This window comes from Pseudomonas sp. B21-040 (genome assembly GCF_024748695.1).
Classification (GTDB): Bacteria; Pseudomonadota; Gammaproteobacteria; order Pseudomonadales; family Pseudomonadaceae; genus Aquipseudomonas.
Genome location: NZ_CP087176.1, coordinates 737,092 through 750,456 on the forward strand (window position 1 = coordinate 737,092; position 13,365 = coordinate 750,456).

The following is a 13,365-nucleotide window of genomic DNA, read 5'->3' on the forward strand; positions in this document are numbered from 1 at the left end:
AAGCCGTTAAACCGTTGCGGGTTCAGGTGATTGATTGGCATCGAACTGGCCGGCCATCCAGGCGCCGACGTCAATCAGGCGCGTGTCGACAGTGGCTTTGAGCGGCGACAGCCGCCCGCTGCACAACGCGCCGAGGCGGTCGCTGATCTGGAACAATTCGTCGAGGTCTTCGGAGATCACCAGAATCGCTGCGCCGGCATCGCGCAAGGCAATCAGCACGCGGTGAATGGTCGCGGCGGCGCCGACGTCCACGCCCCAGGTCGGGTGTGCGGCGATCAGCAGTTTGGGTTGCTGGAGGATCTCCCGGCCGAGGATGAATTTCTGCAAGTTGCCACCGGAGAGGCTGCGGGCTGGCGTTTGGGTATCGGGGGTTTTTACGCCAAAGCGCTTGATGATTTCTTCGGCCAATGCTTCAACCTTTGCGCGCTGAATCAATCCGTGACTGACCAGCCCTTGTTGAAACGCTGTGAGCAGCGCGTTGTCCGCCAGGCTCAAATCCGGTACCGCGCCGTGACCCAGGCGTTCAGCCGGAACGAAGGCGAGGCCGAGCTTACGCCGTGCATCAGGCCGCAGGTGGGCGACGGGTTGCCCGCCGAAACTGATCGTCGATCCGTCGTTGTGGCTCAGTCGTTCTTCGCCGCTGAGCAGGGCCAGCAATTCATCCTGACCATTACCCGCGACACCGGCGATGCCGACGATTTCACCGCTGCGCACCTCAAGATCAACGCCTTTGAGCGAGCAGCCGAACGGGTCGGGGTTGGGCCAGGACACGCCGTTAATAGCCAGGAACGCATTGCTGGCCACGACCTTCGGGTAGTCCGTTATCAACTCTGCCGCTTCACCCACCATCAGCCGCGCCAATTGTTGGTCCGAGCATTCGGCCGGCACGCAATGCCCGGCCACTCGACCGCCGCGCAACACGGTCGCGCTGTGGCACAGCGCCCGGACTTCACCGAGCTTGTGGCTGATAAACAGAATGCTGCAGCCTTCGGCGGCGAGTCGGCGCAAGGTGACGAACAATTCCTCGGCCTCTTGCGGGGTCAGCACCGAGGTTGGTTCATCGAGGATCAGCAAGCGGATGTCTTGCATCAGGCAGCGAATGATTTCTACCCGTTGCCGCTCGCCAATGGACAGGCTGTGGACAAGTCGCTCCGGCTCCAGCGCCATGCCATAACGTCGGGACACTTCACGAATTTTCGGTTCAAGCTGTTTCGGTGTGCCACCCGCCCGGCCCATCGCCAGTGCGATGTTCTGCGCCACGCTCAGTGTTTCGAACAGCGAGAAATGCTGGAACACCATGCCGATCCCAAGACCTCGGGCCTGGGCGGGGTTGCGCATGGTCACGCGTTGCCCTTGCCAGATCATCTCTCCCGAATCGGCTTGGGTGACGCCGTAGATGATCTTCATCAGCGTACTTTTACCGGCGCCGTTTTCCCCGAGCAGGGCATGGATTTCGCCAGGCGCAATGGTCAGGTCGATAGCGTCGTTGGCCAAGCAGCCGGGGTAGCGTTTGCTGATGCTGCGCAAGTGCAGGCGCGGCGTTTGATCGGGGATCGGCACGGGGTTGGGCATGACTGACTCGGGTCGACAGGAGTGATGCCTGTGGATAAAGCAATTTCCTGGCCATTGAGTCAGGAAAGCCGGCAGTCCCTGCAAGCACGGCTCTCAAGGACGAGGCATTGCTATCTCTCGAGGCTAAGTCAGGCACTACTTCAGGGCAAACCGATTGATCAGGCCCCGGTTTTGCTCGTCGGCAGTTGGTTAAAAAACGAACAACTGCTCGCAAGCCATGCCAGATATGGGGCGGCGACAGCCATGAACGGGTTATCCACAGATTGCTCCACAGCATTTGTGCGCAAGCTCAAAGGACGGGCATAAGCACTGTACGGCTATCTTCTAAAGGTGATAAACCGCGCTAACTATTTGTTTTTACGCGAATTTACGGTGAGTGATGGCGAATTGGACGAAAAGTGAACAAAGCCCGCAAACCCGCATGACAGAAGGGTTACAGGCACCTGTGCTCAGGTTATCCACAGGCGGGTGCACAGTAGATGTGGGCAAATCTCTAACGTCGACGGAATAAGGATGAACGTTGTTGGTGCGTTCAGTGCTGCAACACAATGCGCCCGCGACTCAAGTCCGCCAGCTGCGATTGCAGAGCACTGATTTGCGCTTTCCCCACTGCCAATTGCAGTTCGACGCCGTTGGCGGTGAACGTTTCTTCCACCACCAGCCCGCCCAGTTCCGCCACACGAAGTTTCACCAGCGCCAGTTCGCCGAAGGCGCAGGCACAACTGACGGGTACGCGACTGATCAGCTCAATCTTCGGCGCGGCTTGCAGACACTTGTTGGCGCCGCCGCCATAGGCCCGGGCGAGGCCGCCGGTGCCCAGTTGAATACCGCCATACCAGCGAATCACCAGCACCGCGACCTGGTCGCAGTCCTGTGCTTCGATGGCGGCCAGAATCGGCCGGCCAGCGGTGCCTCCGGGCTCGCCATCGTCGTTGCTGCGGTACTGATCGCCGAGCTTCCACGCCCAGCAATTGTGCGACGCATTCAGATCGCTGTGTTGCTCGATGAAGGCCTGGGCGTCAGCAGGGCTGGCAATCGGTGCGGCGAAGGTGATGAAGCGGCTTTTGCGAATCTCTTCGCGGTATTCGCAAAAGTCGCTGAGGGTAAAAGGCATAGGTGTCTTAAATGGCAGGGGTCAGGCCGCAGCCCTTGAGGATGATGCGGATCAGATTGTTGCCGGCTTCTTCCATGTCTTGTTTGGTCAGTTTGGTACGCCCGCTGACCCGGCAGATCTGTGTGGCGAAGTCGGCGTAATGCTGAGTGCTTCCCCACAACAGGAAGATCAGGTTGACCGGATCAACCGGGTCCATTTTGCCGGCGTCGATCCACGCCTGGAACACCGCCGCCCGGCCCTGGAACCAGGCCCGATAATCCTGGTTGAAATACTCGGTCAGGCATTCGCCGCCGCTGATCACTTCCATGGCGAAGACCCGCGACGCTTGTGGCTGGCGACGGGAAAACTCCATCTTGGCGCGAATATAACGCGTCAGCGCTTCGGCCGGATCATCCTCGGCGGTCAGGGTATTGAAGGTGCTGTCCCACAACTCGATGATGTTGCTCAGCACCGCCACGTACAAACCGAGTTTGTTGGTGAAGTAATAATGCAGGTTCGCCTTGGGCAACCCGGCATTCAGGGCGATGGTGTTCATGCTGGTGCCTTTGAACCCGTGCCGGGCGAACTCGTCTTCGGCGGCTTTGATGATGGTCTCTTCGTTCTTCTGACGAATGCGGCTGGCAGGTTTGCCGCCGTGAGCTGGGACTTCAAAGGTCATAGGCACTTCCAGACAAATAGGTGGGTGCAACCAGTGCGTTGATAGCGCACCCACAGGATTCAGACAAGAGCCTGCGCGATAAAACCCTTTGTACTTGTAGGAGCCGAGCTTGCTCGCGATGGCGTCCGGTCTGTCACCATGAATGCTGAATGTTAAGCCGCCATCGCGAGCAAACTCGGCTCCTACCGTTCAGCGCGTTGCGGCGAGACTTTCCAGGAAACTTTCCAGGACCAAATGCGGACGGCGGCCCTTGCGCGTGACCGATGCAAGGCTCAGGTCATAGAAACGTGCCTTCGGTTTCAAGGCGCGTAAACGACCTTGCTGCACCCAGAGGCTGGCGTAATGGTCCGGCAGGTAACCAATGTACCGGCCGGTCAGGATCAGGAACGCCATGCCTTCACGGTCCGAAGCGCTGGCGGTGCAATTGAGCGCCTGGTAATGGGCCTGGATCTCCGCCGGCAAGCGGAAGGTCGGGGCAATCGCGTCCTGGCTATTGAGACGCTCGTCATCGAGTTGTTTGTCGTCGACATAAAACAGCGGATGTCCGACCGCGCAGTACAGCAGCGAGCGTTCGCTGTAGAGCGGCTGATATTCCAGCCCTGACAGCGCGCTGGCCTGCGGGACTACGCCGACATGCAAACGGCCATCGAGCACGCCTTGTTCAACTTCATTGGGCGCGATCATGCGGATCTGGATTTGCACGTCCGGGCCGCGTTCCTTCAATTGCGCCAAGGCGTGGGTGATGCGCATGTGGGGGAGGGTGACCAGGTTATCGGTCAGGCCGATGGTCAATTCGCCGCGCAAGTGTTGGTGCAGGCCGTTGACCTCGGTGCGGAAACTTTCCAGCGCACTTAATAGCTGCAAGGCCGATTGGTACACCTCGCGACCTTCTTCGGTCAGGGAAAATCCGGCGCGACCGCGTTGGCACAATCGCAAGCCCAGGCGCTGTTCCAGATCACTCATTTGCTGGCTGATGGCCGAACGACCGATCCCCAGCACGCTTTCCGCCGCCGAGAAGCCGCCGCACTCGACCACGCTGCGAAAGATCCGCAATAAACGGATATCAAAGTCGCTGACTTGCGCGAGTGGATCAGGGCGACGGGTGCTCATAGTTTAGTAGTAGCCTGACTGAACGTTAGAAAAGTTGGATTTCACAGACTTTATCCCCGTGGCAATTTAGCTGCAAGAACGCTTTTGATCTCTACGCCGCTTATTGCCCTGCGAGGTTTTGCCCATGAACTTGCCTGAAAACGCCCCGACTTCCCTGGCCAGCCAGCTCAAGCTTGATGCTCACTGGATGCCCTACACCGCCAACCGTAACTTCCAGCGCGACCCGCGCCTGATTGTCGGCGCTGAAGGCAGCTGGTTGATCGACGACAAGGGCCGCAAGGTTTATGACTCGCTGTCCGGTCTGTGGACCTGCGGCGCCGGGCACACTCGCAAGGAAATCCAGGAAGCGGTCGCCAAGCAATTGGGCACGCTCGATTACTCGCCAGGCTTCCAGTACGGCCATCCGCTGTCGTTCCAGCTGGCTGAGAAAATCACCGACCTGACCCCGGGCAATCTGAATCACGTGTTCTTCACCGACTCAGGTTCCGAGTGCGCTGACACGGCGGTGAAGATGGTTCGCGCTTACTGGCGTCTGAAAGGCCAGGCCACCAAGACCAAAATGATCGGCCGTGCCCGTGGTTACCACGGTGTGAACATCGCCGGCACCAGCCTTGGCGGTGTGAACGGCAATCGCAAGATTTTCGGTCAGGCGATGATGGACGTTGATCATCTGCCGCACACACTGCTGGCGAGCAATGCCTACTCCCGTGGCATGCCTGAGCTGGGCGGTATCGCGCTGGCTGACGAGCTGTTGAAGTTGATCGAACTGCACGACGCTTCGAACATCGCCGCCGTATTCGTCGAGCCACTGGCCGGCTCCGCTGGCGTGCTGGTTCCGCCTCAGGGCTACCTCAAGCGTCTGCGCGAGATCTGCGATCAGCACAACATCCTGCTGGTGTTCGACGAAGTGATCACCGGTTTCGGCCGTACCGGCAAAATGTTCGGTGCCGATACTTTTGGCGTCACCCCGGATCTGATGTGCATCGCCAAGCAAGTCACCAACGGCGCGATCCCGATGGGCGCGGTGATTGCCAGCTCCGAGATCTACCAGACCTTCATGAACCAGGCGACGCCTGAGTACGCCGTGGAATTCCCGCACGGCTATACCTATTCCGCGCACCCGGTGGCCTGCGCCGCTGGCCTGGCAGCACTCGACTTGCTGCAAAAGGAAAACCTCGTACAGAGCGTCGCCGATGTTGCACCGCATTTCGAAAACGTGCTGCACGGCCTGAAGGGCACGAAAAACATTATCGACATTCGTAACTACGGCCTGGCCGGTGCCATCCAGATCGCACCGCGTGATGGCGACGCGATCGTGCGTCCGTTCGAAGCGGGCATGGCGTTGTGGAAAGCCGGGTTCTACGTGCGCTTCGGCGGCGACACCCTGCAGTTCGGCCCAACCTTCAACAGCAAGCCGCAAGACCTTGATCGTCTGTTCGACGCGGTCGGCGAAGTGCTGAACAAGATCGACTGATTTCAACAAGACTTGTAGGAGCCGAGCTTGCTCGCGATGGCGTATTCACAGGCGCCATCACGGCTTGGTTTATACCCAGAGCTATCTATATAGAAGGCGCGTCTGATTGGGCGCGCCTGTGGACAACTTTTCAGGAGCGCTACATGAGCCTTATCCCGCATTTGATCAATGGCGAACTGGTGACCGAAGACGGTCGCACGGTTGACGTGTTCAACCCGTCCACCGGCCAGGCCATTCGCAAACTGCCATTGGCCAGTCGTGAAACCATTCAGAAGGCAATCGACGCCGGCAAGGCTGCATTCCCGGCCTGGCGTAACACGCCGCCGGCCAAACGTGCCCAAGTGATGTTCCGCTTCAAGCAACTGCTGGAACAGAACGAAGCCCGCATTGCTCAGTTGATCAGCGAAGAGCACGGCAAGACCCTGGAAGATGCGGCGGGTGAGTTGAAGCGCGGTATCGAGAACGTAGAATTTGCGTGCGCAGCGCCGGAAATCCTCAAGGGCGAATACAGCCGCAACGTCGGCCCGAACATCGATGCCTGGTCGGACTTCCAGCCGTTGGGTGTTGTGGCTGGTATTACTCCGTTCAACTTCCCGGCGATGGTGCCGCTGTGGATGTATCCGCTGGCGATCGTCTGCGGCAACTGCTTTATCCTCAAGCCTTCGGAGCGCGATCCAAGCTCCACGCTGCTGATCGCTCAACTGCTGCTGGAAGCCGGCCTGCCTAAAGGCGTGCTGAACGTCGTGCATGGTGACAAGGCTGCGGTGGATGCGCTGATCGAAGCGCCGGAAGTCAAAGCGCTGAGTTTCGTGGGTTCGACGCCGATTGCCGAATACATCTACGCCGAAGGCACCAAGCGCGGCAAGCGCGTCCAGGCACTGGGCGGTGCGAAGAACCACGCGGTGCTGATGCCGGATGCAGACCTGGATAACGCTGTCAGCGCACTGATGGGCGCGGCGTATGGTTCTTGTGGCGAACGCTGCATGGCGATCTCCGTGGCCGTGTGCGTGGGTGATCAGGTGGCGGATGCGTTGGTGGCCAAACTGGTGCCGCAGATCAAGGCGCTGAAAATCGGTGCGGGTACCAACTGTGGTCTGGACATGGGGCCTCTGGTGACTGGGCAGGCACGTGACAAGGTCAGCGGGTATGTAGAAGACGGCGTTTCTTCCGGCGCGACGCTGGTGGTGGACGGCCGTGGTCTGACCGTGGCGGGTCACGAGGAAGGTTTCTTCCTGGGTGGCTGCCTGTTTGATAACGTCACGCCAGAGATGCGCATCTATAAAGAAGAGATCTTCGGGCCGGTGTTGTGCGTCGTTCGGGTCAACAGCCTGGAAGAGGCGATGCAGCTGATCAACGATCACGAGTATGGCAATGGCACCTGCATCTTCACCCGTGACGGTGAAGCGGCGCGGTTGTTCTGCGATGAAATCGAAGTGGGCATGGTCGGCGTTAACGTGCCGCTGCCGGTGCCGGTGGCTTATCACAGCTTTGGTGGCTGGAAGCGTTCGCTGTTCGGCGACTTGCATGCCTATGGCCCGGACGGCGTGCGTTTCTACACGCGCCGTAAAGCCATCACTCAGCGCTGGCCGCAGCGCGCGAGCCATGAAGCTTCGCAATTCGCATTCCCTAGCTTGTAAGTAGAAGGGAAGAAGGCCGGCCCCTTGGGGCCGGCCTTTGTGTTTCCGGGGTTTTTTGACCCATATGACAGAATTGTGAAATTAAGTGTTGACGGCAGATTCAGGATGTCTATAATTCGCCCCACTTCCGGCGCAGTCGAAACGGAAAACTCCTTGGTAAACAAAGAGTTACGCAGTTTTCGGCAGTGAGTGGCTTCAGTTGATCGAAGTCCGAAAGGAGTTGAAAAAGAGGTGTTGACAGCGGCGTGTAACGCTGTAGAATTCGCCTCCCGCTACCGAGTGATCGGAAGCGCAAGTGGTTGAAGTTACAAAGGAAACTTTGAAAACTTCTGAAAATAACCACTTGACAGCAACAGAGGCTGCTGTAGAATGCGCGCCTCGGTTGAGACGAAAGATCTTAACCAACCGCTCTTTAACAACTGAATCAAGCAATTCGTGTGGGTGCTTGTGGAGTCAGACTGATAGTCAACAAGATTATCAGCATCACAAGTTACTCCGCGAGAAATCAAAGATGTAACCAACGATTGCTGAGCCAAGTTTAGGGTTTCTTAAAAACCCAAAGATGTTTGAACTGAAGAGTTTGATCATGGCTCAGATTGAACGCTGGCGGCAGGCCTAACACATGCAAGTCGAGCGGTAGAGAGAAGCTTGCTTCTCTTGAGAGCGGCGGACGGGTGAGTAATGCCTAGGAATCTGCCTGGTAGTGGGGGATAACGTTCGGAAACGGACGCTAATACCGCATACGTCCTACGGGAGAAAGCAGGGGACCTTCGGGCCTTGCGCTATCAGATGAGCCTAGGTCGGATTAGCTAGTTGGTGAGGTAATGGCTCACCAAGGCGACGATCCGTAACTGGTCTGAGAGGATGATCAGTCACACTGGAACTGAGACACGGTCCAGACTCCTACGGGAGGCAGCAGTGGGGAATATTGGACAATGGGCGAAAGCCTGATCCAGCCATGCCGCGTGTGTGAAGAAGGTCTTCGGATTGTAAAGCACTTTAAGTTGGGAGGAAGGGTTGTAACCTAATACGTTGCAATTTTGACGTTACCGACAGAATAAGCACCGGCTAACTCTGTGCCAGCAGCCGCGGTAATACAGAGGGTGCAAGCGTTAATCGGAATTACTGGGCGTAAAGCGCGCGTAGGTGGTTCGTTAAGTTGGATGTGAAATCCCCGGGCTCAACCTGGGAACTGCATTCAAAACTGTCGAGCTAGAGTATGGTAGAGGGTGGTGGAATTTCCTGTGTAGCGGTGAAATGCGTAGATATAGGAAGGAACACCAGTGGCGAAGGCGACCACCTGGACTGATACTGACACTGAGGTGCGAAAGCGTGGGGAGCAAACAGGATTAGATACCCTGGTAGTCCACGCCGTAAACGATGTCAACTAGCCGTTGGGAGCCTTGAGCTCTTAGTGGCGCAGCTAACGCATTAAGTTGACCGCCTGGGGAGTACGGCCGCAAGGTTAAAACTCAAATGAATTGACGGGGGCCCGCACAAGCGGTGGAGCATGTGGTTTAATTCGAAGCAACGCGAAGAACCTTACCAGGCCTTGACATCCAATGAACTTTCCAGAGATGGATCGGTGCCTTCGGGAACATTGAGACAGGTGCTGCATGGCTGTCGTCAGCTCGTGTCGTGAGATGTTGGGTTAAGTCCCGTAACGAGCGCAACCCTTGTCCTTAGTTACCAGCACGTTATGGTGGGCACTCTAAGGAGACTGCCGGTGACAAACCGGAGGAAGGTGGGGATGACGTCAAGTCATCATGGCCCTTACGGCCTGGGCTACACACGTGCTACAATGGTCGGTACAGAGGGTTGCCAAGCCGCGAGGTGGAGCTAATCCCAGAAAACCGATCGTAGTCCGGATCGCAGTCTGCAACTCGACTGCGTGAAGTCGGAATCGCTAGTAATCGCGAATCAGAATGTCGCGGTGAATACGTTCCCGGGCCTTGTACACACCGCCCGTCACACCATGGGAGTGGGTTGCACCAGAAGTAGCTAGTCTAACCTTCGGGAGGACGGTTACCACGGTGTGATTCATGACTGGGGTGAAGTCGTAACAAGGTAGCCGTAGGGGAACCTGCGGCTGGATCACCTCCTTAATCGACGACATCAGCTGCTCCATAAGTTCCCACACGAATTGCTTGATTCATTGAAGAAGACGAAAGAAGCAGCCCGAAATTGGGTCTGTAGCTCAGTTGGTTAGAGCGCACCCCTGATAAGGGTGAGGTCGGCAGTTCGAATCTGCCCAGACCCACCAATTTTGTGTGGGAAACGCCTGTAGAAATACGGGGCCATAGCTCAGCTGGGAGAGCGCCTGCCTTGCACGCAGGAGGTCAACGGTTCGATCCCGTTTGGCTCCACCACTACTGCTTCTGAAGTTTGAAAGCTTAGAAATGAGCATTCCATCGAGAGATGGTGAATGTTGATTTCTAGTCTTTGACTAGTTCGTTCTTTAAAAATTTGGGTATGTGATAGAAAGATAGACTGAACGTTACTTTCACTGGTAACGGATCAGGCTAAGGTAAAATTTGTGAGTTGCTCTTAATTGAGTATTATCGAATTTTCGGCGAATGTCGTCTTCACAGTATAACCAGATTGCTTGGGGTTATATGGTCAAGTGAAGAAGCGCATACGGTGGATGCCTTGGCAGTCAGAGGCGATGAAAGACGTGGTAGCCTGCGAAAAGCTTCGGGGAGTCGGCAAACAGACTTTGATCCGGAGATGTCTGAATGGGGGAACCCAGCCATCATAAGATGGTTATCTTGTACTGAATACATAGGTGCAAGAGGCGAACCAGGGGAACTGAAACATCTAAGTACCCTGAGGAAAAGAAATCAACCGAGATTCCCTTAGTAGTGGCGAGCGAACGGGGACTAGCCCTTAAGTGGCTTTGAGATTAGCGGAACGCTCTGGAAAGTGCGGCCATAGTGGGTGATAGCCCTGTACGCGAAAATCTCTTGGTCATGAAATCGAGTAGGACGGAGCACGAGAAACTTTGTCTGAATATGGGGGGACCATCCTCCAAGGCTAAATACTACTGACTGACCGATAGTGAACTAGTACCGTGAGGGAAAGGCGAAAAGAACCCCGGAGAGGGGAGTGAAATAGATCCTGAAACCGTATGCGTACAAGCAGTGGGAGCCCACTTTGTTGGGTGACTGCGTACCTTTTGTATAATGGGTCAGCGACTTATTTTCAGTGGCGAGCTTAACCGAATAGGGGAGGCGTAGCGAAAGCGAGTCTTAATAGGGCGTCTAGTCGCTGGGAATAGACCCGAAACCGGGCGATCTATCCATGGGCAGGTTGAAGGTTGGGTAACACTAACTGGAGGACCGAACCGACTACCGTTGAAAAGTTAGCGGATGACCTGTGGATCGGAGTGAAAGGCTAATCAAGCTCGGAGATAGCTGGTTCTCCTCGAAAGCTATTTAGGTAGCGCCTCATGTATCACTGTAGGGGGTAGAGCACTGTTTCGGCTAGGGGGTCATCCCGACTTACCAAACCGATGCAAACTCCGAATACCTACAAGTGCCGAGCATGGGAGACACACGGCGGGTGCTAACGTCCGTCGTGAAAAGGGAAACAACCCAGACCGTCAGCTAAGGTCCCAAAGTTATGGTTAAGTGGGAAACGATGTGGGAAGGCTTAGACAGCTAGGAGGTTGGCTTAGAAGCAGCCACCCTTTAAAGAAAGCGTAATAGCTCACTAGTCGAGTCGGCCTGCGCGGAAGATGTAACGGGGCTCAAACCATACACCGAAGCTACGGGTATCACTTAGGTGATGCGGTAGAGGAGCGTTCTGTAAGCCTGTGAAGGTGAGTTGAGAAGCTTGCTGGAGGTATCAGAAGTGCGAATGCTGACATGAGTAACGACAATGGGTGTGAAAAACACCCACGCCGAAAGACCAAGGTTTCCTGCGCAACGTTAATCGACGCAGGGTTAGTCGGTCCCTAAGGCGAGGCTGAAAAGCGTAGTCGATGGAAAACAGGTTAATATTCCTGTACTTCTGGTTATTGCGATGGAGGGACGGAGAAGGCTAGGCCAGCTTGGCGTTGGTTGTCCAAGTTTAAGGTGGTAGGCTGGAATCTTAGGTAAATCCGGGATTCTAAGGCCGAGAGCTGATGACGAGTGTACTTTTAGTACACGAAGTGGTTGATGCCATGCTTCCAAGAAAAGCTTCTAAGCTTCAGGTAACTAGGAACCGTACCCCAAACCGACACAGGTGGTTGGGTAGAGAATACCAAGGCGCTTGAGAGAACTCGGGTGAAGGAACTAGGCAAAATGGCACCGTAACTTCGGGAGAAGGTGCGCCGGTGAGGGTGAAGCATTTACTGCGTAAGCCCATGCCGGTCGAAGATACCAGGCCGCTGCGACTGTTTATTAAAAACACAGCACTCTGCAAACACGAAAGTGGACGTATAGGGTGTGACGCCTGCCCGGTGCCGGAAGGTTAATTGATGGGGTTAGCTAACGCGAAGCTCTTGATCGAAGCCCCGGTAAACGGCGGCCGTAACTATAACGGTCCTAAGGTAGCGAAATTCCTTGTCGGGTAAGTTCCGACCTGCACGAATGGCGTAACGATGGCGGCGCTGTCTCCACCCGAGACTCAGTGAAATTGAAATCGCTGTGAAGATGCAGTGTATCCGCGGCTAGACGGAAAGACCCCGTGAACCTTTACTATAGCTTTGCACTGGACTTTGAATTTGCTTGTGTAGGATAGGTGGGAGGCTTTGAAGCGTGGACGCCAGTTCGCGTGGAGCCAACCTTGAAATACCACCCTGGCAACTTTGAGGTTCTAACTCAGGTCCGTTATCCGGATCGAGGACAGTGTATGGTGGGTAGTTTGACTGGGGCGGTCTCCTCCTAAAGAGTAACGGAGGAGTACGAAGGTGCGCTCAGACCGGTCGGAAATCGGTCGTAGAGTATAAAGGCAAAAGCGCGCTTGACTGCGAGACAGACACGTCGAGCAGGTACGAAAGTAGGTCTTAGTGATCCGGTGGTTCTGTATGGAAGGGCCATCGCTCAACGGATAAAAGGTACTCCGGGGATAACAGGCTGATACCGCCCAAGAGTTCATATCGACGGCGGTGTTTGGCACCTCGATGTCGGCTCATCACATCCTGGGGCTGAAGCCGGTCCCAAGGGTATGGCTGTTCGCCATTTAAAGTGGTACGCGAGCTGGGTTTAGAACGTCGTGAGACAGTTCGGTCCCTATCTGCCGTGGACGTTTGAGATTTGAGAGGGGCTGCTCCTAGTACGAGAGGACCGGAGTGGACGAACCTCTGGTGTTCCGGTTGTCACGCCAGTGGCATTGCCGGGTAGCTATGTTCGGAATAGATAACCGCTGAAAGCATCTAAGCGGGAAACTAGCCTCAAGATGAGATCTCACTGGGACCTTGAGTCCCCTGAAGGGCCGTCGAAGACTACGACGTTGATAGGTTGGGTGTGTAAGCGCTGTGAGGCGTTGAGCTAACCAATACTAATTGCCCGTGAGGCTTGACCATATAACACCCAAGCAATTTGACTACTCGAGAGAGCATCAGATTGCGGTGTGTGAAGACGAAACGAACCGAAAGTTCGAGATACTCACAAAACACCCAACTATCGCATACCCAATTTGCTGAAGCGCGGCCAGCTGGCCACGATTCGGTACCCGAATTTCTTGACGACCATAGAGCATTGGAACCACCTGATCCCATCCCGAACTCAGCAGTGAAACGATGCATCGCCGATGGTAGTGTGGGGTTTCCCCATGTGAGAGTAGGTCATCGTCAAGATTAAATTCCGAAACCCCA

At 55.9% G+C, this 13,365-nt stretch carries 6 protein-coding genes, 2 tRNA genes and 3 rRNA genes; 7 read left to right on the forward strand and 4 right to left on the reverse strand.

The window, feature by feature from the left end; genetic code table 11:
* Positions 1 to 6 precede the first annotated feature (6 nt).
* The 4 genes from LOY55_RS03275 to LOY55_RS03290 all read right to left on the reverse strand — a co-directional run bounded on the left by LOY55_RS03275 (position 7) and on the right by LOY55_RS03290 (position 4,454).
* Positions 7 to 1,572: an ABC transporter ATP-binding protein gene (locus tag LOY55_RS03275; RefSeq protein WP_223523422.1), complete on the reverse strand. Its 1,566-nt coding sequence runs from the start codon at positions 1,570 to 1,572 to the stop codon at positions 7 to 9.
* 532 nt (positions 1,573 to 2,104) lie between these two features.
* Positions 2,105 to 2,686, reverse strand: a complete 582-nt coding sequence (locus LOY55_RS03280) for a YigZ family protein (protein ID WP_223523420.1) — start codon at positions 2,684 to 2,686, stop codon at positions 2,105 to 2,107.
* Positions 2,687 to 2,693: 7 nt separating this feature from the next.
* A complete protein-coding gene (locus tag LOY55_RS03285; protein ID WP_046032950.1) occupies positions 2,694 to 3,344 on the reverse strand; it encodes a TetR/AcrR family transcriptional regulator in 651 nt (216 codons plus the stop codon).
* A 189-nt stretch (positions 3,345 to 3,533) separates the two neighbouring features.
* Entirely contained in the window at positions 3,534 to 4,454 is a 921-nt protein-coding gene (locus LOY55_RS03290; protein ID WP_007940170.1) for a LysR family transcriptional regulator, read from the reverse strand.
* Between the two features lie 124 nt (positions 4,455 to 4,578).
* Between LOY55_RS03290 and LOY55_RS03295 the strand changes: the two genes are divergently transcribed.
* From LOY55_RS03295 to rrf, 7 genes are all read left to right on the forward strand, one after another.
* Positions 4,579 to 5,928: an aspartate aminotransferase family protein gene (locus LOY55_RS03295; protein WP_223523419.1), complete on the forward strand. Its 1,350-nt coding sequence runs from the start codon at positions 4,579 to 4,581 to the stop codon at positions 5,926 to 5,928.
* Positions 5,929 to 6,071: 143 nt separating this feature from the next.
* Positions 6,072 to 7,565, forward strand: coding sequence for a CoA-acylating methylmalonate-semialdehyde dehydrogenase (locus tag LOY55_RS03300; protein ID WP_046032948.1), 1,494 nt, complete (start codon positions 6,072 to 6,074; stop codon positions 7,563 to 7,565).
* A 568-nt stretch (positions 7,566 to 8,133) separates the two neighbouring features.
* Positions 8,134 to 9,670: ribosomal RNA gene (locus tag LOY55_RS03305) — 16S ribosomal RNA — on the forward strand.
* An 81-nt stretch (positions 9,671 to 9,751) separates the two neighbouring features.
* Positions 9,752 to 9,828: transfer RNA gene (locus LOY55_RS03310), tRNA-Ile, on the forward strand.
* 30 nt (positions 9,829 to 9,858) lie between these two features.
* Positions 9,859 to 9,934: transfer RNA gene (locus LOY55_RS03315), tRNA-Ala, on the forward strand.
* A 248-nt stretch (positions 9,935 to 10,182) separates the two neighbouring features.
* A 23S ribosomal RNA gene (locus LOY55_RS03320) occupies positions 10,183 to 13,074 on the forward strand.
* 157 nt (positions 13,075 to 13,231) lie between these two features.
* Positions 13,232 to 13,347: ribosomal RNA gene (rrf, locus tag LOY55_RS03325) — 5S ribosomal RNA — on the forward strand.
* Together the 16S, 23S and 5S rRNA genes with 2 tRNA genes alongside form the textbook arrangement of a ribosomal RNA operon.
* Positions 13,348 to 13,365 lie beyond the last annotated feature (18 nt).

Coding starts and splice junctions, on each gene's coding strand:
- LOY55_RS03275 (WP_223523422.1), bottom strand. CDS start 1,572: ATGCCCAACCCCGTGCCGATCCCCGATCAAACGCCGCGCCTGCACTTG.
- LOY55_RS03280 (WP_223523420.1), bottom strand. CDS start 2,686: ATGCCTTTTACCCTCAGCGACTTTTGCGAATACCGCGAAGAGATTCGC.
- LOY55_RS03285 (WP_046032950.1), bottom strand. CDS start 3,344: ATGACCTTTGAAGTCCCAGCTCACGGCGGCAAACCTGCCAGCCGCATT.
- LOY55_RS03290 (WP_007940170.1), bottom strand. CDS start 4,454: ATGAGCACCCGTCGCCCTGATCCACTCGCGCAAGTCAGCGACTTTGAT.
- LOY55_RS03295 (WP_223523419.1), top strand. CDS start 4,579: ATGAACTTGCCTGAAAACGCCCCGACTTCCCTGGCCAGCCAGCTCAAG.
- LOY55_RS03300 (WP_046032948.1), top strand. CDS start 6,072: ATGAGCCTTATCCCGCATTTGATCAATGGCGAACTGGTGACCGAAGAC.